22 protein-coding genes and 1 tRNA gene are annotated in these 21,673 nt (G+C 63.3%); 15 read left to right on the plus strand and 8 right to left on the minus strand.

Features of this window, described 5'->3' with window-relative positions; genetic code table 11:
• Positions 1-56 precede the first annotated feature (56 nt).
• The 8 genes from F3H87_RS16075 to F3H87_RS16110 all read left to right on the plus strand — a co-directional run bounded on the left by F3H87_RS16075 (position 57) and on the right by F3H87_RS16110 (position 8,910).
• Positions 57-2,057 carry an AMP-binding protein gene (locus F3H87_RS16075; protein WP_149787164.1) on the plus strand — a complete coding sequence of 667 codons (2,001 nt, stop codon included), beginning with the start codon at positions 57-59 and terminating at the stop codon, positions 2,055-2,057.
• 51 nt (positions 2,058-2,108) lie between these two features.
• Entirely contained in the window at positions 2,109-2,930 is an 822-nt protein-coding gene (locus tag F3H87_RS16080; RefSeq protein ID WP_149787163.1) for an ABC transporter ATP-binding protein, read from the plus strand.
• A gap of 37 nt (positions 2,931-2,967) precedes the next feature.
• Positions 2,968-3,954, plus strand: coding sequence for a branched-chain amino acid ABC transporter permease (locus F3H87_RS16085; RefSeq protein ID WP_149787162.1), 987 nt, complete (start codon positions 2,968-2,970; stop codon positions 3,952-3,954).
• A gap of 4 nt (positions 3,955-3,958) precedes the next feature.
• Positions 3,959-4,216, plus strand: a complete 258-nt coding sequence (locus F3H87_RS16090) for a hypothetical protein (RefSeq protein ID WP_149787161.1) — start codon at positions 3,959-3,961, stop codon at positions 4,214-4,216.
• Positions 4,216-5,292, plus strand: a complete 1,077-nt coding sequence (locus F3H87_RS16095) for a branched-chain amino acid ABC transporter permease (RefSeq protein ID WP_149787160.1) — start codon at positions 4,216-4,218, stop codon at positions 5,290-5,292. Before F3H87_RS16090 ends, F3H87_RS16095 begins: the two co-directional genes overlap by 1 nt.
• Before the next feature lie 136 nt (positions 5,293-5,428).
• Positions 5,429-6,712, plus strand: coding sequence for an ABC transporter substrate-binding protein (locus F3H87_RS16100; protein WP_149787159.1), 1,284 nt, complete (start codon positions 5,429-5,431; stop codon positions 6,710-6,712).
• A gap of 63 nt (positions 6,713-6,775) precedes the next feature.
• Positions 6,776-7,603, plus strand: a complete 828-nt coding sequence (locus F3H87_RS16105) for an ABC transporter ATP-binding protein (RefSeq protein WP_149787158.1) — start codon at positions 6,776-6,778, stop codon at positions 7,601-7,603.
• Positions 7,604-7,689: 86 nt separating this feature from the next.
• Positions 7,690-8,910 (plus strand): phenylacetate--CoA ligase family protein, encoded by a 1,221-nt coding sequence (locus F3H87_RS16110; protein WP_149787157.1) that lies wholly within the window; start codon positions 7,690-7,692, stop codon positions 8,908-8,910.
• Between the two features lie 97 nt (positions 8,911-9,007).
• On the opposite strand, the gene ykgO is transcribed toward F3H87_RS16110, so the two are convergent.
• Positions 9,008-9,133, minus strand: coding sequence for a type B 50S ribosomal protein L36 (gene ykgO / locus F3H87_RS16115; RefSeq protein ID WP_012177066.1), 126 nt, complete (start codon positions 9,131-9,133; stop codon positions 9,008-9,010).
• A 71-nt stretch (positions 9,134-9,204) separates the two neighbouring features.
• Positions 9,205-9,279, minus strand: a tRNA-Val gene (locus F3H87_RS16120).
• A gap of 158 nt (positions 9,280-9,437) precedes the next feature.
• On the opposite strand from F3H87_RS16120, the gene F3H87_RS16125 reads away from it, so the two are divergent.
• Positions 9,438-10,301, plus strand: a complete 864-nt coding sequence (locus F3H87_RS16125; RefSeq protein WP_149787156.1) for an N-formylglutamate amidohydrolase — start codon at positions 9,438-9,440, stop codon at positions 10,299-10,301.
• Here the strand turns inward: F3H87_RS16125 and F3H87_RS16130 are convergent, their stop codons facing one another.
• Positions 10,302-11,555, minus strand: coding sequence for a DNA polymerase IV (locus F3H87_RS16130; protein ID WP_149787155.1), 1,254 nt, complete (start codon positions 11,553-11,555; stop codon positions 10,302-10,304).
• A 46-nt stretch (positions 11,556-11,601) separates the two neighbouring features.
• On the opposite strand from F3H87_RS16130, the gene F3H87_RS16135 reads away from it, so the two are divergent.
• A complete protein-coding gene (locus F3H87_RS16135) occupies positions 11,602-12,036 on the plus strand; it encodes an NUDIX hydrolase (RefSeq protein WP_149787154.1) in 435 nt (144 codons plus the stop codon).
• On the opposite strand, the gene pyrF is transcribed toward F3H87_RS16135, so the two are convergent.
• Both pyrF and F3H87_RS16145 read right to left on the minus strand, forming a co-directional pair.
• Positions 12,033-12,728: an orotidine-5'-phosphate decarboxylase gene (pyrF, locus tag F3H87_RS16140; RefSeq protein ID WP_149787153.1), complete on the minus strand. Its 696-nt coding sequence runs from the start codon at positions 12,726-12,728 to the stop codon at positions 12,033-12,035. The two genes, F3H87_RS16135 and pyrF, sit on opposite strands and share 4 nt — an antisense overlap.
• A gap of 53 nt (positions 12,729-12,781) precedes the next feature.
• Positions 12,782-13,042, minus strand: coding sequence for a hypothetical protein (locus tag F3H87_RS16145; RefSeq protein WP_149787152.1), 261 nt, complete (start codon positions 13,040-13,042; stop codon positions 12,782-12,784).
• A gap of 210 nt (positions 13,043-13,252) precedes the next feature.
• Between F3H87_RS16145 and clpB the strand changes: the two genes are divergently transcribed.
• Positions 13,253-15,871: an ATP-dependent chaperone ClpB gene (gene clpB, locus F3H87_RS16150; protein ID WP_149787151.1), complete on the plus strand. Its 2,619-nt coding sequence runs from the start codon at positions 13,253-13,255 to the stop codon at positions 15,869-15,871.
• A gap of 82 nt (positions 15,872-15,953) precedes the next feature.
• Here clpB and F3H87_RS16155 read toward each other — a convergent pair whose 3' ends face one another.
• The 3 genes from F3H87_RS16155 to F3H87_RS16165 all read right to left on the minus strand — a co-directional run bounded on the left by F3H87_RS16155 (position 15,954) and on the right by F3H87_RS16165 (position 18,100).
• Positions 15,954-16,568, minus strand: coding sequence for a hypothetical protein (locus F3H87_RS16155; RefSeq protein ID WP_149787150.1), 615 nt, complete (start codon positions 16,566-16,568; stop codon positions 15,954-15,956).
• A 128-nt stretch (positions 16,569-16,696) separates the two neighbouring features.
• A complete protein-coding gene (locus F3H87_RS16160; protein WP_149787149.1) occupies positions 16,697-17,482 on the minus strand; it encodes a helix-turn-helix transcriptional regulator in 786 nt (261 codons plus the stop codon).
• Positions 17,483-17,662: 180 nt separating this feature from the next.
• Positions 17,663-18,100 carry a DUF302 domain-containing protein gene (locus F3H87_RS16165; protein WP_149787148.1) on the minus strand — a complete coding sequence of 146 codons (438 nt, stop codon included), beginning with the start codon at positions 18,098-18,100 and terminating at the stop codon, positions 17,663-17,665.
• A 111-nt stretch (positions 18,101-18,211) separates the two neighbouring features.
• Here F3H87_RS16165 and F3H87_RS16170 point away from each other — a divergent pair, with 111 nt between their 5' ends.
• From F3H87_RS16170 to F3H87_RS21990, 4 genes are all read left to right on the plus strand, one after another.
• Complete coding sequence (locus F3H87_RS16170; RefSeq protein WP_149787147.1) at positions 18,212-19,702, plus strand: FMN-binding glutamate synthase family protein; 1,491 nt, start codon at positions 18,212-18,214, stop codon at positions 19,700-19,702.
• Positions 19,703-19,814: 112 nt separating this feature from the next.
• Entirely contained in the window at positions 19,815-20,714 is a 900-nt protein-coding gene (gene msrP / locus F3H87_RS16175) for a protein-methionine-sulfoxide reductase catalytic subunit MsrP (RefSeq protein ID WP_149787146.1), read from the plus strand.
• Positions 20,714-21,346, plus strand: coding sequence for a protein-methionine-sulfoxide reductase heme-binding subunit MsrQ (gene msrQ / locus F3H87_RS16180; RefSeq protein ID WP_394852152.1), 633 nt, complete (start codon positions 20,714-20,716; stop codon positions 21,344-21,346). Before msrP ends, msrQ begins: the two co-directional genes overlap by 1 nt.
• A 61-nt stretch (positions 21,347-21,407) precedes the next feature.
• Positions 21,408-21,673 (plus strand): hypothetical protein (locus F3H87_RS21990; protein WP_223228088.1); only part of this gene is annotated, 266 nt, incomplete at its 3' end.

Raw genomic sequence — 21,673 nt, forward strand, 5'->3', positions numbered from 1 at the left:
GTGCGGTCTGCACCATCTGTGCCGGAGGACTCGCCGGGCAGGAGGTCATCAGCCCGATGTTTCGGGCCCAGGGAGGAACAGATTTGGCACAGTCGTCTCAGGCGGCCGGAGGACATGAGTCCATTCCGGCACTACTGCTTCGCAACGCTGCGGAATTCGGTGACAAGCCGGCCTATCGGGAAAAGGAATTCGGGATCTGGCAGTGCTGGACCTGGAAAGAAGCCGAACAGGAGATCCGCAAGCTTGCGCTTGGCCTGATCAACCTCGGTGTCAACGAAGGCGACTTCATAGCGATCATCGGGAACAACCGGCCGTATCTTTACTGGTCGATGGTGGCCGCCCAGTGGGTCGGCGCGACACCTGTACCGCTTTACCAGGATTCGGCGGCCGAAGAGATGGCTTATGTTCTGGACCATTGTGGCGCGCGTTTCGTGATCGTCGAGGATCAGGAACAGGTCGACAAGGTGATCGAGGTTCAGGACCGGCTGCACCAGTTCGAACACCTGATCTATCTTGATCCGCGCGGGATGCGGAAATACGACCATTCGCACCTGCACGAATACGCCCATGTGCAGGAGCAGGGCCATGCCGCCCGCGACGAGTTCACGCCCGAGCTGGAAAAGCGCGGCCAAAAGCTCGATTACGCGTCGACCTGCGTGATGCTGTATACCTCGGGGACGACGGGAAAGCCCAAGGGCGTGGTCCTGTCCAACCGCAACATCATCGAAACCGCCAAAAGCAGCGCCGAGTTCGACCATCTTGGCCCGGGCGAGGAGATCCTGGCCTATCTGCCAATGGCCTGGGTGGGCGATTTCATCTTTTCCATCGGGCAGGCCTATTGGACGGGCTTTTGCGTGAACTGCCCCGAAAGCCCCGAAACAGTGGCCGCCGACCTGCGCGAGATCGGGCCGACCTATTACTTTGCGCCGCCGCGGGTTTTCGAAACGCAACTGACCAGCGTGATGATCCGCATGGAGGATGCCGGCAAGCTCAAGAAGCGGCTGTTCGACATCTTCATGGCCCATGCCCGCCGCGTCGGGCCGGCGATCCTGGACGGCAAGCCGGTAGGTGGCTGGGATCGGTTCAAATACTGGCTGGGCGATCTGTTCATCTATGGCCCGCTGAAGAACACGCTGGGCTTTTCCAAGGTGCGTGTCGGTTACACCGCCGGTGAGGCGATCGGGCCGGAAATCTTCGATTTCTACCGCTCTCTCGGTATCAACCTGAAACAGCTTTACGGCCAGACCGAGGCGTCGGTGTTCATCACCGTGCAGCCCGATGGCGAGGTCCGTTCGGACACGGTGGGCGTGCCCGCGCCGGGCGTCGAGCTGAAGATCGCCGACAGCGGCGAGGTGTTCTATCGCAGTCCGGGCGTGTTCGAGTTCTATTACAAGAACGAGGAAAGCACGAAATCGACCAAGGATGCCGAAGGCTGGGTTGCGACGGGCGACGCGGGGTTCATCGAGCACGACACCGGCCATCTGCGTATCATCGACCGTGCCAAGGATGTGGGCAAGATGGCCGACGGCAGCCTGTTTGCGCCGAAATACGTCGAGAACAAGCTGAAATTCTATCCCAACATCCTTGAGGCGGTGGTGTTCGGCAACAACCGCGACAGGTGCATGGCCTTCATCAACATCGACCTGTCGGCGGTGGGCAACTGGGCCGAGCGCAACAACATCGCCTATTCCAGCTATCAGGAACTGGCCGGTCATCCCAAGGTTTACGAGATGATCCAGAGCCATGTCGAAGAGGTGAACGCCTCGGTCGCGGAAGACGAGATGCTGTCGGGTTGCCAGGTGCACCGATTCCTGATCCTGCACAAGGAGCTGGATGCCGACGACGGTGAAATGACCCGCACCCGCAAGGTGCGGCGCGGGATCATCGCCGAGAAATTCGATGACCTGATCGAGGCGCTCTATTCCGGCAAGACCGAGCAATACACCGAAACCGAGGTGACCTACGAAGACGGTCGCAAAGGGTCGATCAAGGCAACGCTGGAAATCCGCGACGCAAAGACTGTGCCGGTCACGACGCAGAAGGTGGCGGCGGAATGATGCCGCGTATCCGCGCCGAGGGGGGATATCTGACGATGAAGGGATTGCGCCATGCTTGACGCAAGCGACGAAGGTTACGTCACCGAGGATGGCCGCAGGATCGGCGGCGTTCTGATGGAAATGAAGAACATCACCCTGCGCTTCGGCGGGGTGAAGGCGATCACCGATATCTCGTTCGACATCCGCGAGGGCGAGATCCGCGCCATCATCGGCCCGAACGGCGCCGGCAAGTCGTCGATGCTGAACGTGATCTCGGGCTTCTACGTCCCGCAGGAGGGCGAGGTCTGGTACAAGGGCGCCAAGCGCCCGCCGATGAAACCCTATCAGGTGGCGCAGCTGGGCATCGCCCGCACGTTCCAGAACATCGCCCTGTTCGAGGGCATGACCGTGCTGGACAACGTGATGACGGGTCGCCTGAACTACATGAAGACCAACATGTTCCAGCAGGCGCTGTGGAAGGGCAAGGCCGAGGCCGAAGAGGTCGAGAACCGCGAATTCGTGGAAAAAATCATCGACTTCCTGGAAATCCAGTCGATCCGCAAGACACCCGTCGCGCGCCTGCCCTATGGCCTGAAAAAGCGGGTGGAACTGGCGCGCGCGCTGGCCGCGGAACCCAGCCTGCTGCTGCTGGACGAACCGATGGCCGGCATGAACGTCGAGGAAAAAGAGGACATGAGCCGCTTTATCCTGGACGTGAACGACGAATTCGGCACCACCATCGCCCTGATCGAACATGACATGGGCGTTGTCATGGACCTGTCCGACCGTGTCGTGGTGATGGATTACGGCAAGAAGATCGGGGACGGCACCCCCGACGATATCCGCAGCAACCAGGCCGTGATCGACGCTTATCTGGGGGTGGCCCATGACTGAGCGGCACGCAAAGTTTTCGCAGGGAGGAGCCTGAGCCATGCCCGATCAACTGATTTACGCGATGGAGGTATTCCTCAACGGCCTGATGGCCGGGGTTCTCTATGCGCTCGTCGCGCTGGGCTTTGTCCTGATCTACAAGGCCAGCGGCATCTTCAACTACGCGCAGGGCGTTATGGCGCTGTTCGCGGCGCTGACGCTGGTGGGGATCATGGAGGGACAGGTGCCGTTCTCGCATCTGATCAACGCCATGTTCGGGACCGAGATTCACCATTTCGGCTGGCACTTGCCGGCGCTGGTGTCGATCCTGCTGACGATGGCGGTGATGGTGTTGCTGGCCTGGGCGGTGAACAAGCTGATCTTCAACCACCTTGTGAACCAGGAACCGATCATCCTGTTCATGGCTACCATCGGGCTGGCCTATTTCATGGAAGGATTCGGCGACATCATGTGGGGCGCCGACATCAAGAAGCTGGATGTGGGGCTGCCGCAGGGTATCAACACGGCGATCGACGAAACCACCTATGGCTGGTTCGGCTATGGCTTCTTCATCGACAACCTCGATATCGTGGCGACCGTGATCGCGGCGATCCTGGTGATCGCGCTGGTGATCTTCAGCCAGTATACCAAACAGGGCCGGGCCATGCGCGCGGTGGCCGACGACCACCAGGCCGCGCTGTCGGTGGGGATCAGCCTGAATTTCATCTGGGTCATGGTGTGGTCGCTGGCGGGGTTCGTCGCGCTGGTGGCGGGTATCATGTGGGGCACGAAATCGGGGGTTCAGTTCTCGCTGTCTCTGATTGCGCTCAAGGCGCTGCCGGTGCTGATGCTGGGCGGGTTCACCTCGATCCCCGGCGCCATTGTGGGCGGCCTGCTGATCGGCGTGGGCGAAAAGCTGTTCGAATTCTCGGTCGGCCCGCTGATCGGTGGCGCGACCGAGAACTGGTTCGCCTATGTTCTGGCGCTGCTCTTCCTCGTGTTCCGGCCGCAGGGCCTGTTCGGCGAGAAGATCATCGAAAGGGTGTAGGACGATGCGCAAGCTTATCGCCATCGTCAACGTGATCGCCTGGTCCGGGTTCTGGGCCTTCGGCTATCTCGCGCTGTCGGCGGATGTGTCGAACACAAGGCAAATGATCACGGCGGCCATACTGGCGGCGCTGGGCGCGGCCCTGGGATTGTGGGCCTATTTCCGCCTGATCCGCATCAATGAGGACACCGGATATGCCCGGCGCCCGAACCGGGCCGACCGGTCGCATCTGGATATCGAAGTAAACGGGGAGGAAGCCTGATGTTCTATCGTGAGGCGGGCGATTTCAAAACGTCCTATGAGGAAGACAGCCAGACCTTCCCGATCAAGTTCGACAGGTATCGCTATTATTTCGTGCTGGCCTTTGCCTTCGCGGTGGTGCCCTTCGTGATCAACGACTACTGGGTGAACGCGATCTTCATGCCGTTCCTGATCTACTCGATCGCGGCGATCGGTCTGAACATCCTGGTGGGGTATTGCGGGCAGGTCAGCCTTGGCACCGGCGGGTTCATGGCGGTGGGGGCCTATGCGGTCTACAAGCTGATGACCGCATTCCCCGAGGTGAACATCATCTTCCACGTGATCGCCGCGGGCGGCATTACTGCCATCGTCGGGGTTCTGTTCGGCCTGCCGTCGCTGCGGATCAAGGGGTTCTACCTGGCGGTTGCGACGCTGGCGGCACAGTTCTTCCTGGTGTGGCTGTTCAACCGCGTGCCGTGGTTCTACAACCATTCGGCCTCGGGGCAGATCAACGCGCCCGAGCGGACGGTCTTCGGCGTCGAGGTGACGGGCCCGAATACCGAGGCCTGGGCCACCTATCTGTTCTGCCTGGTGTTCACGCTGATCTGCGCGATCCTTGCACGCAACCTGACCCGCGGGGTTCAGGGGCGCAAATGGATGGCGATCCGCGACATGGATATCGCCGCCGAGATCATCGGCGTGGACCCGCTGCGCGCCAAGCTGAGCGCCTTTGCCGTCAGCTCGTTCTTTGTCGGTATCGCGGGGGCGCTGTTCTTTGCGGTGTACCTGGGCGCGGTCGAAGTGGGCGAGGCGTTCGGCATCAACAAGTCGTTCCTGGTGCTGTTCATGGTGATCATCGGCGGGCTGGGGTCGATCTTCGGCTCGTTCGCGGGCGCGGCCTTCCTGGTGCTGCTGCCGGTTCTGCTGAAGAACACGCTGGTGGGCGGGCTTGGCTGGCCGACCGACCTTGCCTCGCATCTGGAGTTCATGATCGTGGGCGCGCTGATCATCGCCTTCCTTATCGCGGAACCGCACGGGCTGGCGCAGCTCTGGCGCGTGGCGAAAGAGAAATTGCGGCTCTGGCCGTTCCCGCACTGAGCTGCGGGGCGCGGGGCGCGCCTGCCCCGCGAAACGGAGGATTACCCTTTCCCGCGTGGCCATGCGGGGCGGGGCCATGTTTTCGGGGGCTGCCCCCGGAATTGAGACATCGGAATAACCAAGGGAGGAACACCCGATGAAGATGAAACTGATCGCAACTGCGCTGGCGGCCGCCGTGACCGCGGCGCCGGCCATGGCGGACCTGGTATTTCCGTCGCTGAGCTACCGCACCGGCCCCTATGCCGCTGGCGGGATTCCCTTTGCGGACGGTTACGCCGACTATTTCACCCTTCTGAACGAGCGCGACGGCGGTATCGGTGGCGAGAAAATCCAGATGCCCGAATGCGAAACCGCCTATAACACCGAAAAGGGCGTGGAGTGCTACGAGTCGACCAAGGGCATGGGTTCGCTCGTCTACCAGCCGCTTTCGACCGGGATCACCTATCAGCTTATTCCCAAGGTGACGGCGGACGGCATCCCGATGCTGACCTCGGGCCTGGGGCGGACATCGGCCAAGAACGGCGCGGTGTTCCCGTGGGTGTTCAACTTCCCCGCCAACTACTGGGACGGGGCGTCGGTTGCGGTCAAGCACATCCTCGATCAGGAAGGTGGCGATATCAGCGGCAAGAAGATCGCGCTGGTCTATCATAACTCGGCCTATGGCAAGGAACCGATCCGCACGCTGGAGGAGCTTTCGAAAAAGCACGGTTACGAGCTGAGCCTCATCCCGGTGGACCACCCGGGCCAGGAGCAGAAATCGCAATGGCTGCAAATCCGTCGTGACCGCCCCGATTACGTGATCATGTATGGCTGGGGCGTGATGAACCAGGTCGCCATTCAGGAAGCCGTCAACATCCGGTTCCCGATGGACAAGTTCATCGGCATCTGGTGGTCGGGTTCGGAAAACGACGTGAAGCCCGCAGGCGACGGGGCCAACGGCTACAAGGCGCTGACCTTCCACAACCTCGGCAGCGACTACCCGCTCTATGACGACCTGAAGGCGCATGTCTTCGACAAGGGGCTTGCCGCCGGTGCCGGCGACCAGCACGGAACCGCGATCTATAACCGCGGCCTGTATGCCGCGATGCTGGTGGCCGAAGCCGCGAAGACCGCGCAGGAGATCCACGGCACCAGCCAGATCACCCCGGCGATGATGCGCGACGGTATGGAGGCCCTTGAAATGACCGAAGAGAAGATGACCGCGTTGGGACTGCCGAAATTCGGCCCCGAGTTCACGGTCTCGTGCGAGAACCACGGCGGGAACGGGTTTGCCGCCATCGGTCAGTGGGATGCGAGTGCGGGCGAATGGAAGCTGATCACCGACTACATGCAGTCGGACCAGGACATCGTTCAGCCGCTGATCGAAGCCGACTCGATGGCCTATGCCGACGAAGCGGGGATCACCCCGGCCTGTAACTGAGCCAGACAGACGGGCCGCCGCATCGTGTGGCGGCCCGCATCAACCGATTGACGGAGCGTGGACATGCTGGACGCCGCCGAGACGCAGACAGAGACCCTGTTGGAGGTCAACAATATCGAGGTGATCTATAATCACGTGATCCTCGTGCTGAAGGGTGTCAGCCTGAAGGTGCCCAAGGGCGGGATCACCGCTTTGCTGGGGGGCAACGGCGCGGGCAAGACCACCACGCTCAAGGCCGTGTCGAACCTGCTCGCCTCGGAGCGGGGCGAGGTGACCAAGGGCAGCATCCTCTACCGCGGCGAGCGCGTGCAGGATCTGACGCCGAATGACCTGGTGAAAAAGGGCGTGATCCAGGTGATGGAGGGCCGCCACTGTTTCGAGCACCTGACGGTCGAGGAGAACCTGCTGACCGGGGCCTATACCCGTGGGGCGGGCAAGGCCGAGATCGATGCCGATCTTGAGATGGTCTATAACTATTTTCCGCGCCTCAAGGAGCGCCGCCGCAGCCAGGCGGGCTATACCTCGGGCGGGGAACAGCAGATGGTTGCCATCGGGCGCGCACTGATGAGCCGGCCCGAGACGATCCTTCTGGACGAACCCAGCATGGGGCTTGCGCCGCAGCTGGTGGAACAGATTTTCGACATCGTGAAATCGCTGAACGAATCCGAGGGATACACCTTCCTTCTGGCCGAGCAGAACACGAATGTCGCCCTGCGGTTCGCGCATTACGGCTATATCCTGGAAAACGGCCGCGTCGTGATGGACGGCCCCGCCCAGGAGTTGCGCGAGAACCCGGACGTCAAGGAATTTTACCTCGGCATGTCGGACGAGGGGCGCAAATCGTTCCGCGACGTGCGCTCTTATCGCCGCCGCAAGCGTTGGCTGAGCTGACGCGCGCGCGTCGCCCGGCCGGATAAGAAATTTGACCTGACCCGCCCACTGGCCCGGATGCGCCGGGGCGCTGAGAGGATATGCAGATGAGCGGATATTTCGACGAATTGGAAACCCGAAGCGCCGATGAACGCGCGGCCGCGCAGGCCGGGGCGCTGTCCGAACAGGTGGCGCGCGCGCGGGGCCTGCCGGGCTATCGCGGGCGGTTGGACGATGTGGACCCGGCCGCGATTGCCGGGGCCGCCGATCTGGCACGCCTGCCGGTGCTGCGCAAATCCGACCTGGGCGCGGTGCAGGGCGCGGGCAACCCGTTCGGCGGGCTGACGACGCGGCCCGCCAGCGGCTTTGCCCATGTCTTTCAATCGCCCGGCCCGATCTATGAACCGGGCGGGGTGGACCATGACTGGTGGCGTATGGGGCGGTTCCTGAACGCCTGCGGCATCGGGCGCGGCGACATCGTGCAGAACTGTTTCGGCTACCACCTGACGCCCGCCGGCATGATCTTTGAATCCGGGGCGCGCGCTGTGGGGGCGGCGGTGCTACCGGCGGGCACCGGCCAGACCGAGCTTCAGGTGACCGCCGCGCGCGATATCGGCACCACGGCCTATGCCGGGACGCCCGATTACCTGAAGGTGATCCTGGACAAGGCCGACGAGATGGGCGTGACGCTGGCGATCACCAAGGCGGCGGTGGGCGGCGGGGCGCTGTTCCCCAGCCTGCGCCAGGAATACGCCGATCGCGGCATCACCTGCCTGCAATCCTATGCCACCGCCGATCTGGGCAACATCGCCTACGAATCCGCCGCGATGGAGGGGATGATCGTGGATGAGGGCGTGATCGTCGAGATCGTCACCCCCGGCACCGGCGATCCCGTCGCGCCGGGGCAGGTGGGCGAGGTCGTGGTAACCTCGCTGAACCCCGACTATCCGCTGATCCGCTTCGCCACCGGCGATCTTTCGGCGGTGATGGAGGGCACGTCGCCCTGCGGCCGCACCAACATGCGTATCAGGGGGTGGATGGGCCGTGCCGACCAGACCACCAAGATCAAGGGCATGTTCGTCCGTCCCGAGCAGGTGGCGCAACTTGTGGCCAAGCACGATGAGATCGCCCGCGCCCGCGTCGTCGCGGGGCGTGATGGCGAAATGGATGTCATGACCGTTCGGATCGAGGCCACCGGCGGCTCGGAAGAGGCGTTCGGCAAGACCGTGGCCGAGGTGCTGAAGCTGAAGGGCAAGGTCGAGATCGTGGCGCCCGGCAGCCTGCCGAACGACGGCAAGGTGATCGAGGATACCCGCGACTACGGGTGACCGGCCTTCGGTCCTGCGATCCGGTGCCCTGCATAAACAAAAAGACCGTCGCCTGGTATGGGCGACGGTCTTTTCGATTGCTCGAACGGCGGTTCGTTCAGCCCTGGCGGGCCTTGAACCGGCGCTGCGTCTTGTTGATGACGTAGACGCGGCCCTTGCGGCGCACGACACGGCAGTCGCGATGACGCTGCTTGAGCGAGCGGAGCGAGTTCTTGACCTTCATGGTCCTCTCCTTTCGTCGCGGCGCGGGCGTGCGCCATTGCAGGTCGTCCCCTTATGGGGACAGTGAATTCATGGTGGGCGGTACTGGGATCGAACCAGTGACCCCTACGATGTCAACGTAGTGCTCTACCGCTGAGCTAACCGCCCGTAGTACCGGCACTTTCATCGCCCCTAACGAATAGGGGCGCGGAAGCCCGCGCCGGTTCGCGTTCCTATAAAAGGAGTCGGCAGGGGGATCAAGGGCTTTTGGCATCCATTGCAATCGGTCTATGCTGGCGGCGAACGAGCAGCCCGGATCCGCACAGATGCCCAAGGTCGCCTACCACCTGATCAACCCAGGACAACGCACGACAAGCGTCGTCTTTGCCTCGCCCCATAGCGGCCGCGATTATTCACGCACGTTCATGCGGCGCACGATTCTGGACGAACACGCGATCCGCAGTTCCGAGGATGCCTTTGTCGACAAGCTGTTCGCCACCGCGCCGCAGCACGGTGCACCGCTGTTGCTGGCGGGCGCCCCGCGTGCCTTTATCGACCTCAACCGCAGCGCGGACGAGCTTGACCCCGCACTGATCGCCGATGTGCGCCACCCGCTGCATAACCCGCGCGTCGCCTCGGGGCTGGGCGTGGTGCCGCGCGTGGTCGCGGGCGGGCGCGCGATCTATAGCGGGAAATTGTCGCGGATCGAGGCGCAGCAGCGCATCGACACCTATTGGCACCCGTATCACGCCACGCTTCAGCGGCTTCTGAACGAATCCGTGGGTCTGTTCGGCGAGGCGATCCTGATCGACTGCCATTCGATGCCGCACGAGGCGATGGACGGTATCGCGCGTGCCGGAGTGCGCCGCCCCGAGGTCGTGCTGGGGGACCGGTTCGGCGCCTCGGCCAGCGCCGAAGTGGTCGAGCGGATCGAGGCGGCCTTTGCCGCGGCGGGGCTGAACGTGGTGCGCAATGCGCCCTTTGCCGGGGCCTTTACCGCGCAGCATTACGGCCGGCCGCTGCGCGGTCAGCATGTGGTGCAGATCGAAATCGACCGTTCGCTTTACATGAACGAGCAGATGATCCGCCCGAACAGCAATTTCGCCGAGATGCAGCGCGTTCTGGGCCGCGTGATTTCCGAGATTTCCGAGATCGGCCGCGCATCCGAGCAGCCGCTGGCCGCCGAGTGATCAGCGCAACGCGCGACCTTTGAGGATCGCCTCGTCGCCGAATCGCTTGCGGATCTCGTCGGTGGCGCGTTCCGCCTTTGCGCGGGCGCGTGCCTGCGGGTCCAGAAGGTCGCCCGACAGGTCCGCCGCCTCTTCCCCGCACAGGTCCGACAGCCCCACGCCCAGCAGCCGATAGGGTGTCTTGTGGTCGGTCTGGTCGAACAGCGCCCGCGCGGTGCGATAGATCGTGTCGGCCATCTGCGTCGCGTCGCGCAGGGATGTCCGCCGCGTCAGCAGCTTGTGATCGGCGCGTTTCAGCTTCAGCGTCACCACGCGCCCCGCCCTGGCCCTTGCCTTGGCGCGGTCGGCGACCTTTTCGGCCATGCGCCAGATATGCCCGTCCAGCAGGTCGGGATCGGCGGTGTCCTCGGAAAAGGTGGTTTCGTTCGAGATCGACTTGATCGGCGCATCGCGGCTGACGCGGCGGTTGTCCTGCCCGCGCGCAAGGTGCCACAGCCGGTCGCCCATCGACCCGAAGCGCGCAATCAGGTCGCGCTGTTCCCATCGCAGGAGGTCGCGAAAGCTGCGGATACCGGCCTGTTCCAGCGATGCCTGCGCCGCCTGACCCACGCCCCAGATCATGCGCACGGGTTTGTCGCGCAGGAAATCCGACGTTTCGACCCGGCCGATCACCGAAAAGCCATGCGGTTTGTCGAGGTCCGAGGCGACCTTGGCCAGAAACTTGTTATGGCTCAGCCCGATCGAGCCGGTGATGCCAAGCTCGGACTGCATCCGCTTCACCAGCCGCGCCAGCATCACCGCGGGCGGATGGCCGTGCAGCCTTGCGGTGCCGGTCAGGTCGAGGAATGCCTCATCCAGCGACAGGGGTTCGATCGAGGGGGTAAGTTCCTCCATCATGGCGCGGATCTGGCGGCTGACATCGGCATAAAGGGACATGCGCGGTTTGATGACCACGGCGTCGGGGCAAAGCCTGAGCGCCTGGAACATCGGCATGGCCGAGCGCACGCCGCGGATGCGCGCGACATAGCAGGCGGTCGACACCACGCCGCGCCGCCCGCCGCCGATGATGACGGGCTTGTCGGCAAGGTCGGGATTATCGCGTTTTTCCACGCTGGCATAGAACGCGTCGCAATCCATATGCGCAATCCCGAGATCGAACAGCTCGGGGTGGCGCGTGACGCGCGGCGACCGGCAGGCGGGGCAGCGGGCCCCGTCGTCAAAGGAGGTCAGGCAATTGCGGCAAAGGGCTGGCATCGGCTTTGTGCTGGTTCGCTTGGGGGTAAGTATATAGGTTCGGGCGATGCAGGACGACAGCGATTTCATCGGCGCCAAGCTGGCGCTTTTCCTTGGCGACCGGCTGGCGGTGATCCGGCGGGACGACCGGCCGGGGCTGGACTGGGCTGACCATTGGGACTTTCCCGGCGGAGGGCGCGAGGGGGATGAGAGCGCGACAGAGTGCGTGTTGCGCGAGACGCATGAGGAGCTGGGGCTGCGCGTGCCGCGTGCGGCGCTGGTCTGGAACCGCGCGTTTTTGCGCCCGGACCGCGCGGTTGGCTGGCTGTTCGTGGCCCGTCTGCCCGTGGCATCGGCCAGCGATATCCGGCTGGGGGACGAGGGGCAGGGCTGGGCGTTGATGACGCCAGGCGAGTATCTGGCGCACCCGCTGGGCATCCCCCATTTCAAGGAGCGGCTGCGGCTTTACCTGATGACGGCAGAGCGCGCCGGTCAGTTCTAGAGACCGGCGAGTTCGTCGACGATGGCCTGCGCCGCGGCGCGGGGGTCGGGGGCCGTCCAGACGGGGCGGCCGACGACGATATGGTCGGAGCCGTTGGCGATCGCCTGTGCCGGTGTCGTGACGCGTTTCTGGTCGCCCAGGTCGGCGCCTGCGGGACGGACGCCGGGGGTGACGATCAGGCGCCCCTCGGACTGGTGCAGGGCGCGGATCATGGCGGATTCCTGCGGGCTCGCGATCACGCCGTCGGCGCCGGCCTCGAACGCGCGGGCGGCGCGCTCGGCCACCAGGTCGGCCACGTTTCCGGGTTTGATCAGGCTGGCATCCAGATCGCTGCGGTCGAGCGAGGTCAGGATCGTCACGGCGAGGATTTTCATGTCCTTGCCGGCCGCGCCTTCCTTGGCCGCGCGCACGACATGGGGATCGCCGTGGACGGTCAGGAAATCGAGATCGAACTGCGCCAGCCCGCGCACCGCGTTTTCCACCGTCGCGCCGATGTCAAAGAGTTTCATGTCGAGGAAGATGCGCTTGCCGTGCTCTTGCTTGAGCTCGTTGGCAAGGGCCAGCCCGCCGCCGGTCAGCATCCCGAGGCCGATTTTGTAGAAGCTGACCGCATCGCCGATCTTTTCGGCCAGTTCCAGCCCCAGATGCGCATTGGCGACATCGAGGGCGACGATCAGGCGGTCATCAGGCATGGGCGGCTCCTTGGATCGGGTTTCCGCCCTTTTTGGGGTAAAGCGTGCCCGCGTCAAGCGGCCAGCGGAATCTCGTGCAGGTCGGCCTCGAGCGTGATCCGCCGGATGCCACGGCGGTATTCAGGCATCCGCATGATCTGCCGTATGGCATCCTGCAGCAGTGCCATGCGCAGGCCTTCCAGGTCGTTGTAGGACGAGATGGGCACGGAGCAGGCGCAATGGGTCGTGCCCCTGTTGGTCGAAAGGATCACCTCGGCCGCGCACATGTTGTCTTCGACGCGAATGTCGGAATACTCGATATCTTGGATATGCATGACTGCCTCCTTTTACATGTCAAAAGCTACGGTTCGATTGTGGTCCCATTGTGGAAAATGCGGGACCATCCGGGCGCCTATCCGTTTGCGTCGCGGTATCGCCTCTTGAACAGGGGCGGGGCTGTTCACACATAGGTGAGGAGGCCCGGACAGGGGCGTGCCGCAAAGCGGGCGCCGGACGAAGCGGGCGCTTTGAAAAGGAGAGTGACGATGGACTTGTCGAAGTTCACGGAACGGTCGCGTGGTTTCATCCAGGCCGCGCAGACCATCGCAATGCGTGAAAATCACCAGCGCCTTGTGCCCGAGCACCTGTTGAAGGCGCTGATGGATGATCCCGAAGGATTGGCCAGCAACCTGATCAAACGCGCGGGCGGTGCGCCAGAACGCGTGGTCGACGCGCTGGATGCGGCAATGGGCAAGCTGCCCAAGGTCACCGGCGATGCCGGGCAGGTCTATCTGGACAACAGCATGGCCCGCATCATCGACGAGGCCGAGAAAATCGCAAAGAAAGCGGGCGACAGTTTCGTTCCGGTCGAGCGGTTGCTGATGGCGCTGGCGATGGTCAAATCCGGCGCCAAGGATGCGCTGGATGCCGGCGCGGTGACGCCGCAAAAGCTGAATGAGGCGATCAACGATATCCGCAAGGGCCGCACTGCCGACACGGCGAGCGCCGAAGAGGGATATGACGCGCTGAAGAAATACGCGCGCGACCTGACCGAAGCGGCGCGCGAAGGCAAGATCGACCCGATCATCGGCCGCGACGACGAGATCCGCCGCGCCATGCAGGTGCTGAGCCGCCGGACCAAGAACAACCCGGTCCTGATCGGTGAGCCGGGCGTGGGCAAGACGGCGATTGCCGAGGGCCTGGCCCTGCGCATCGTCGATGGCGACGTGCCGGAAAGCCTGCGCAACAAGCGGCTGATGGCGCTGGACATGGGCGCGCTGATCGCCGGTGCGAAATATCGCGGCGAGTTCGAGGAGCGCCTGAAGGCGATCCTGAAGGAGATCGAGGCCGCGGCCGGCGAAATCATCCTGTTCATCGACGAGATGCACGTGCTGGTCGGCGCGGGCAAGACCGATGGCGCGATGGATGCCGCCAACCTGATCAAGCCCGCGCTGGCGCGGGGTGAGCTGCATTGCGTTGGCGCCACCACGCTGGACGAATACCGCAAATACGTTGAGAAGGACGCCGCCCTTGCCCGCCGGTTCCAGCCGGTGATGGTGGAGGAGCCGACCGTCGAGGACACGATTTCGATCCTGCGGGGCATCAAGGAGAAGTACGAGCTGCACCACGGCGTGCGCATCTCGGACTCGGCGCTGGTGTCGGCGGCGACGCTGTCGCACCGCTATATCACCGACCGTTTCCTGCCGGACAAGGCGATCGACCTTGTGGACGAGGCGGCCAGCCGGTTGCGGATGGAAGTGGACAGCAAGCCCGAGGAACTGGACGCGCTGGACCGCCAGATCCTGCAGATGCAGATCGAGGCCGAGGCGCTGCGGCTGGAGGATGACAAGGCGTCCAAGGACCGGCTGGAAAAGCTGGAAAAGGAACTGGCCGACCTGCAGGACAAATCCGCCGAGATGACCGCCAAGTGGCAGGCCGAACGGGACAAGCTGGCATCCGCCCGCGACCTGAAGGAACAGCTTGATCGCGCCCGCGCGGAACTGGACATCGCCAAGCGCGAGGGCAACCTGGCCAAGGCTGGCGAGCTGTCCTATGGCATCATCCCGCAGCTGGAAAAGCAGCTTTCCGAGGCCGAACAGGCCGAGGATGAGGGCGTGATGGTCGAAGAGGCCGTGCGCCCCGAACAGATCGCCCAGGTGGTCGAACGCTGGACGGGTATCCCGACCTCGAAGATGCTGGAAGGCGAGCGCGAAAAGCTGCTGCGGATGGAAGACGAACTCCACCGTCGCGTGATCGGGCAGGATGCCGCCGTGAAGGCCGTTTCGAACGCGGTGCGCCGTGCGCGTGCCGGGCTGAACGACGAGAACCGGCCGCTGGGGTCGTTCCTGTTTCTCGGGCCGACCGGCGTGGGCAAGACCGAGCTGACCAAGGCGGTGGCCAACTACCTGTTCGACGACGATCAGGCGATGGTGCGCATCGACATGAGCGAATTCATGGAGAAGCATTCGGTCGCGCGGCTGATTGGTGCGCCTCCGGGCTATGTCGGGTATGACGAGGGCGGTGTGCTGACCGAGGCCGTGCGCCGGCGCCCCTATCAGGTGGTGCTGTTCGACGAGGTGGAAAAGGCCCACCCCGAGGTGTTCAACGTGCTGCTGCAGGTTCTGGACGACGGTGTTCTGACCGACGGGCAGGGCCGCACGGTGGATTTCAAGCAGACGCTGATCGTGCTGACCTCGAACCTCGGGTCGCAGGCGCTGAGCCAGTTGCCGGAAGGGTCCGATGCCTCGGACGCGCGGCGGGACGTGATGGATGCGGTGCGGGCGCATTTCCGCCCCGAGTTCCTGAACCGTCTGGACGAGATCGTGGTGTTCGACCGGCTGACCCGTGACCAGATGGACGGGATCGTCGATATCCAGCTTGCCCGCCTGATGAAGCGGCTGGCGGCCCGCAAGATCAAGCTGGAACTGGACGATGCCGCCAAGACCTGGCTGGCCGACGAAGGCTATGACCCGGTCTATGGCGCGCGGCCGCTGAAGCGGGTGATCCAGAAGGCGCTGCAGGACCCGCTGGCCGAGGCGATCCTGTCGGGCGAAGTGGCCGATGACAGCGTGGTGCCGGTTTCTGCCGGGGCCGAAGGGCTGATCATCGGGGATCGCGTGGGCACCACGAACAAGCCCAAGCCGGACGATGCCGTGGTGCACTGAGGCCCCGCGCGAGAAACAAGAAGGCCCGCCCGGGAAACCGGGCGGGCCTTTTGCGTTCGTGGCCCCGCGACCCGGTCGGTTATCAGTCTCTTTCCGAAGTGTTGTCTGTGGCGGAGTCCTGTTGCGTTCGCAGATGGGCCTGATGGATGACGAAACCGACCTGCGGCTCGATTTTCATCAGAAGCGCGGCGAAACGGCCTGATACGTTGCGGGTATTGCGCAGACGGTGTCTGTCCAGGAAACACTCGATACCCAGCGTGCAGAGGGGTGATGCAAGTGCATCGTCTATCGTGACACGGAACCGCAGACGCCCGAGGATCAGGGCATTCGCCATCTGTTCCACCCGGTCCCAATCCTGTCGCACGGCCTTGCGCCGTGCCCATGCTGTCTGGGCCTCTTCCACTGCTTCCAGCGGATCGGTGGCCGCTGCGTGATAGCCGTGTTTTTTGTCCTGCCGGCGCACCAGCCAGAACAGTGTGCCGTCCCGCGTGGCGATTCCGCGATAGGCCATCGTTTGCCGGTTGTCGAAGCTGACCGCGTGACCGTAGTCGATAAAGGCGTCTACCCAGTTTTCACGTTCAAAGGCGATTTCATCCGACCGGGCCAGAATTTCCTTGTCCAGCAGGGATACCATCTGGCGTTGCTTTGCCAGCAGTTCGCGGGCGCGTTCGGGGGTCAGGGATCGAGACAGGAACATGCACCTTCCTTTCCAAGCCTTGCCATGTCGTCGGCGGCCTTTACGGGCCGCCGACAGTCTGAGGCAGGCGGGATCGAAAGCGCGATCCCCCAATATTAGGGGTTTGACAGGTTTCGGAGTTTGGCCGCCTATGGCACGATCAGCCCAAGCGTGATCGCGCGCACGACGGCCTGGGTGCGGTTCGATGCGCCGAGTTTGCGCTTGGCCGAGGCGAAATATTCGTTGACCGTGTCGTCGCACAGTCCCGTGATATCGGCGATTTCCTGGGTCGTCCGGCCGGTGGCGGCCCATTGCAGGCAGTCACGTTCGCGATTGCCCAGACGACCCGGCGGATCGCTGTCGGCCATGCCGCGGACCTCCAGCCCTTCAAGGAAGAACTGCGCTGCGCGATGAAGTGCGCCGAGGTGATTTTCAACAAGCTCTTTGAGGTTGCCGGGTCTGCCCGCCAATTTGTTGATCATGAGAATCGAAATGCGGCCCGTCCGTCCGTCGGCGAAGGACACGGCAAAGGATTGCCGCATCCCATGATCGGCGACGAGGCGGATCATGTCACGCTCTTCTTTCCTGACCGGCTTGTAGGGCAGGGTCGAGGCATCCGTGAGGTCGACATATTTCGGTTTGCGCGAGGTAAACAGGTGGCGGGCCAGAATATCGTCGGCGATCAGGTCCGTTCGCGTCTGGTAGTAGTTGTGCCATTCCTGCGTGACGAGACAACCCATCATCTCGTCGTTGCGGGGAAAGGCGCCGAGCCTGAGCGGCATCCCGTGGACGACCCCGGCGGAATCCACGCCCAATTGGCTGAAAATCCGTTGCAGCCTGTCCCAGGCCGCACTCTTGTCCGGGGCCCGGGCCGCGGTGGCGAACCAGTCCAAGGGGTCCAGGTGGCCGGAAAGGCCATGCTGTTTCAAAGCCATGCCTGCAAAAAAACGTCGAGGCGCTTCCTCTCAAATCAACGTGTCTTCGAAGTTATGCCGGAAATGATATGCGATTCGGGGCTAAAAACAAAAATACCCCTTCAGGCCACCTGAGATTGGCGCTGTGCCGCGTGACCTGTTACATGCCTCATCTGTCTGGCGACAGCTTGGGCCCGGGGTTTATTCCATGCCGATGGCTGCGCGGGCGATGCCATCGAGCAGAAGCTGCACCTCCTGCATTTCCCCCGCAGGGAAGGGGCGGTAGCCGATCATCACCTGCCCGCCGGGCTGCTGTGCCACGAAGATGTCGTAGGGACAGAACTGCACGTTCATCGGGTCGATCTCCATCACCTTGCGGCTGAGAGCGGCCGAACAGAACGAGTAGATATCCGCCTTGGTGAAAATCGTGACTTCGCCCCCGACATCGGCCTTGGTGCGTTCCAGCATGTCGCCGGTGTGGGACACGCTGTCGATCACGAGGCCCTCGTCCAGGATGGCGTTTTCGAGGCCGAAAACAACGTCGTCAAAGCTTTCGTCGGTGGTGTAGATCACCGGTTCTTCTGCGGTGGCCAGGCTTGCGCAGGCGCAAAGAGCCGTTGCCAGGAAAAATCGTTTCATTCGTCTCCTCCAGACACAGGCGGCGGTTCCAGCCGCGTCATGCAATGTGTAACGTCACATCATAGGGTTCAGTCTGGGTGTCACTTTGACCCAAATCAACCGGGGGTGAATATGGAATTCGTGCTGGACGCGCTGTTGATACTGGCGCTTCTGTTCATTCTGGCGCTGGGTGCGGCGGTTCTGGCCGTTCTGGTGCTGTTTCTGATCGACCGGACGCAGACGGGCGATGCGATCCGGCGCAACTATCCGGTGATCGGGCGGTTCCGGCACCTGTTCACGTCGCTGGGCGAGTTCTTTCGGCAGTATTTCTTTGCGATGGACCGCGAGGAGATGCCGTTCAACCGGGCGCAGCGCGACTGGGTTTACGATTCGACCAAGGGGCACGGGAATACCATCGCCTTCGGCTCGACCCGGAACCTCGGGGTGCCGGGCACATCGATTTTCGTCAACGCGGTCTTTCCGCCGCTGGACGATCAGTTCGCCACGACACAGCCGATGGTGATCGGGCCCACGGCGGCCATTCCCTATAATGCCAAGTCGATCTTCAACATCTCGGGCATGAGCTATGGCGCGATTTCGCGCCCGGCGGTCGAGGCGCTGAGCCGTGGCGCCGCCGAGGCGGGTATCTGGCTGAACACCGGCGAGGGCGGGTTGAGCCGGTATCACCTGACCGGGGCCTGCGACATCGTCTATCAGATCGGCACCGCCAAGTACGGCGTGCGGGACGAGCATGGCAACCTGAGCGACGAACGGCTGCTCAGGGTGTCGGAAAATCCGCAGGTCAGGATGTTCGAGCTGAAGCTGGCGCAGGGGGCAAAGCCGGGCAAGGGCGGTATCCTGCCGGGCGAGAAGGTCAACGAGGAGATTGCCGGGATTCGCGGCATCCCCGTGGGCCGCGACAGCGTTTCGCCCAACCGCCACCGAGAGATCGACGATTTCGGCGATCTGCTGGACATGGTGGGGCATATCCGCAAGGTCACCGGCAAACCCTGCGGGTTCAAGACGGTGATCGGCTCGTCCGACGCGTGGGAGGCGTTTTTCCAGCTGATCAACGCGCGGGGGGCGGACAGTGCGCCGGATTTCATCACGATAGACGGAGGCGAAGGCGGCACGGGCGCGGCGCCCATGCCGTTGATGGACCTGGTCGGTATGCCGCTGCGCGAGGCGCTGATGCGCATGGTGGACCTGCGCGACCGGCACGGGCTGAAGGACCGTATCCGCATCATCGCCAGCGGCAAGCTGGTCAATCCCGGCGACGTGGCGATGGCGCTGTGCGCGGGGGCGGATTTCGTGACATCGGCGCGCGGCTTCATGTTCTCGCTCGGCTGTATCCAGGCGCTGAAATGCAACCGCAACACCTGCCCCACGGGGATCACCACGCATGACCCCTATCTGCAGCGCGGCCTTGTGCCGGAGGACAAGTACCGGAAGGTGGCCAGATACGCGCGCGCGGTGATCAGCGAGGTCGAGACCATCGCCCATTCCGTCGGCGTGGCCGAGCCGCGCCTGATGCGGCGGCGGCATGTGCGCATCGTGCAGGCGGACGGCACCTCGGTTCCGCTGAACAAGATCAGGCCCAGCTTCAACGCGCCGCCGGGATGAGCGGCGCGATTGTTTCAGCCCGCCACCGTTTCGTGAGATCGCTTGTTTTGCGTCCGGGCGATTCCGCGCTTACACCTGCATTCGGAGAAGGACGGTAACGAGGATAGACGTGATGGCCTTTCGCTGGAAGAACGACCTGAGTGATCGCGATGTGACTGACGAGGCGCTGTGGCTGAACCGACGGCAGATCATGGGCGGACTGGCGGGCGTCGGGCTGGCCGGCATGGCCGGAGCAGCGCGCGCCGAAACGGATGAGCCGAACAGCTGGGAAGAGATCACCCGCTACAACAATTTCTACGAATTCGGCACCGCCAAGGGCGATCCGGTGAAATACGCCGATGCGATGACGATCGACCCTTGGAGCGTGCGTATCGACGGCCTGGTCGACCGGCCGGGCGATTATGCCTTTGACGACATCATGGCAAAGATGGCGGTCGAGGAACGGATCTATCGGTTCCGCTGTGTCGAGGCGTGGTCGATGGTGATCCCGTGGAACGGGTTTGAGCTGTCCGACCTGCTGGACCTGGCCGGGGTGCAGTCGGGCGCGAAATACGTGGCCTTCGAAACCTACCTGAACCGGCAGGAGATGCGCGGCACGCGGTTCCCCGTTCTGGAATGGCCCTATGTCGAGGGGCTGCGGCTGGACGAGGCGCTGCATCCGCTGACCATCATGGCCACCGGTATTTATGGCCGGGATATCCCGAAACAGAACGGTGCGCCGCTGCGGCTGGTGGTGCCGTGGAAATACGGGTTCAAGTCGATCAAGTCGGTGGTGCGCATCACGCTGACCGACAGCGAACCGCCGACAAGCTGGAACAAGGCGAATGCGCGCGAATACGGGTTCTATTCCAACGTGAACCCCGAGGTCGACCATCCCCGCTGGAGCCAGGCGAGCGAGCGGCGCATCGGCGGCGGGTTATTCGCCGAGCGGCTTCCGACGCAGATGTTCAACGGCTATGCCGGCGAGGTCGCGGATCTTTATGACGGCATGGATCTGCGCAAGCTTTTCTGATGGACATGCGCGAGCTGGTCAATTCATGGGCGCGGCGGCTGCCAACATGGGTGGTCTATCTGGCTCTTGCGGCACCTGCGCCCTGGCTCTTCTTTCTTGCGGTAACGGGGGGCTTGGGGGTCGATCCGGTCAAGGCGCTGGAACATGAATACGGCCTGATCGCGCTGCAGCTTCTGATCGCCGGGCTGTGCATCACGCCGCTGCGGCGATACGCGGGTGTGTCCCTTTTGAAATTCCGGCGGGCCCTCGGGCTGCTCGCCTTTTGCTATGTCGTCCTGCACCTGCTGGTCTGGGCGGTGCTGGATGTTCAGGCATTCGATCGGGTCTGGGCCGATATCGTGAAACGCCCCTATATCACCATCGGAATGACGGCGTTGCTGCTGATGCTGCCGCTGGCGGCGACATCGAACAACCTTTCGCTGCGCCGCCTCGGGCCGCGATGGCGGCAGCTGCACAGGCTGACCTATGCGGTGGCGGTGCTGGCCGCGGTGCATTTCGTCTGGCTGCGCAAGGGATGGCAGGTCGAACCGCTTGTCTATCTGCTGGCGATCCTGGTTTTGCTGGGATTGCGCACCGTTCCCCGGAATCGGGGGCGCATGGTGGGCCGCCCGAGTCGCGATTCCCGGGCCTGAATCGCGCTCTTCCGGCCGCTGACTCGCGCGTGATTGGGGATAACCCGGTGGATAACTCAACATGTTGTGGCGCGGCCTTGACTGGGCGGGCATCTTTCTTTCGCAACTCGGTGCCTGCGGGAAATTAGATTTCTCTAAGTCACTGAAAAACAGCCAAAAATCAGAAAATCGAAAAAAATCCGCCCATCGCGGAAAAAAGGGGTTGCGGGGGTCAGGGGTTATCCGTAAAAGCCCCTTCACCGGCGCTGCTGAGGCGGTTGCTGGGTCGCTGGACGGGGCTTGTTGGTCTTGGATGGCGGAGAGATACAGAGGCATTGACGGGCGGGC

The organism is Lutimaribacter pacificus (genome assembly GCF_900142185.1).
Classification (GTDB): domain Bacteria; phylum Pseudomonadota; class Alphaproteobacteria; order Rhodobacterales; family Rhodobacteraceae; genus Lutimaribacter; species Lutimaribacter pacificus.

Coding starts and splice junctions, on each gene's coding strand:
- msrP (WP_149787146.1), top strand. CDS start 19,815: ATGGCCTTTCGCTGGAAGAACGACCTGAGTGATCGCGATGTGACTGAC.
- msrQ (WP_394852152.1), top strand. CDS start 20,714: ATGGACATGCGCGAGCTGGTCAATTCATGGGCGCGGCGGCTGCCAACA.
- F3H87_RS16145 (WP_149787152.1), bottom strand. CDS start 13,042: ATGCATATCCAAGATATCGAGTATTCCGACATTCGCGTCGAAGACAAC.
- F3H87_RS16135 (WP_149787154.1), top strand. CDS start 11,602: ATGCAGGACGACAGCGATTTCATCGGCGCCAAGCTGGCGCTTTTCCTT.
- F3H87_RS16100 (WP_149787159.1), top strand. CDS start 5,429: ATGAAGATGAAACTGATCGCAACTGCGCTGGCGGCCGCCGTGACCGCG.
- F3H87_RS16130 (WP_149787155.1), bottom strand. CDS start 11,555: ATGCCAGCCCTTTGCCGCAATTGCCTGACCTCCTTTGACGACGGGGCC.
- F3H87_RS16125 (WP_149787156.1), top strand. CDS start 9,438: ATGCCCAAGGTCGCCTACCACCTGATCAACCCAGGACAACGCACGACA.
- F3H87_RS16095 (WP_149787160.1), top strand. CDS start 4,216: ATGTTCTATCGTGAGGCGGGCGATTTCAAAACGTCCTATGAGGAAGAC.
- clpB (WP_149787151.1), top strand. CDS start 13,253: ATGGACTTGTCGAAGTTCACGGAACGGTCGCGTGGTTTCATCCAGGCC.
- ykgO (WP_012177066.1), bottom strand. CDS start 9,133: ATGAAGGTCAAGAACTCGCTCCGCTCGCTCAAGCAGCGTCATCGCGAC.
- F3H87_RS16165 (WP_149787148.1), bottom strand. CDS start 18,100: ATGAAACGATTTTTCCTGGCAACGGCTCTTTGCGCCTGCGCAAGCCTG.
- F3H87_RS16090 (WP_149787161.1), top strand. CDS start 3,959: ATGCGCAAGCTTATCGCCATCGTCAACGTGATCGCCTGGTCCGGGTTC.
- F3H87_RS16110 (WP_149787157.1), top strand. CDS start 7,690: ATGAGCGGATATTTCGACGAATTGGAAACCCGAAGCGCCGATGAACGC.
- F3H87_RS16155 (WP_149787150.1), bottom strand. CDS start 16,568: ATGTTCCTGTCTCGATCCCTGACCCCCGAACGCGCCCGCGAACTGCTG.
- pyrF (WP_149787153.1), bottom strand. CDS start 12,728: ATGCCTGATGACCGCCTGATCGTCGCCCTCGATGTCGCCAATGCGCAT.
- F3H87_RS16170 (WP_149787147.1), top strand. CDS start 18,212: ATGGAATTCGTGCTGGACGCGCTGTTGATACTGGCGCTTCTGTTCATT.
- F3H87_RS16075 (WP_149787164.1), top strand. CDS start 57: ATGTTTCGGGCCCAGGGAGGAACAGATTTGGCACAGTCGTCTCAGGCG.
- F3H87_RS16080 (WP_149787163.1), top strand. CDS start 2,109: ATGCTTGACGCAAGCGACGAAGGTTACGTCACCGAGGATGGCCGCAGG.
- F3H87_RS16105 (WP_149787158.1), top strand. CDS start 6,776: ATGCTGGACGCCGCCGAGACGCAGACAGAGACCCTGTTGGAGGTCAAC.
- F3H87_RS16160 (WP_149787149.1), bottom strand. CDS start 17,482: ATGGCTTTGAAACAGCATGGCCTTTCCGGCCACCTGGACCCCTTGGAC.
- F3H87_RS16085 (WP_149787162.1), top strand. CDS start 2,968: ATGCCCGATCAACTGATTTACGCGATGGAGGTATTCCTCAACGGCCTG.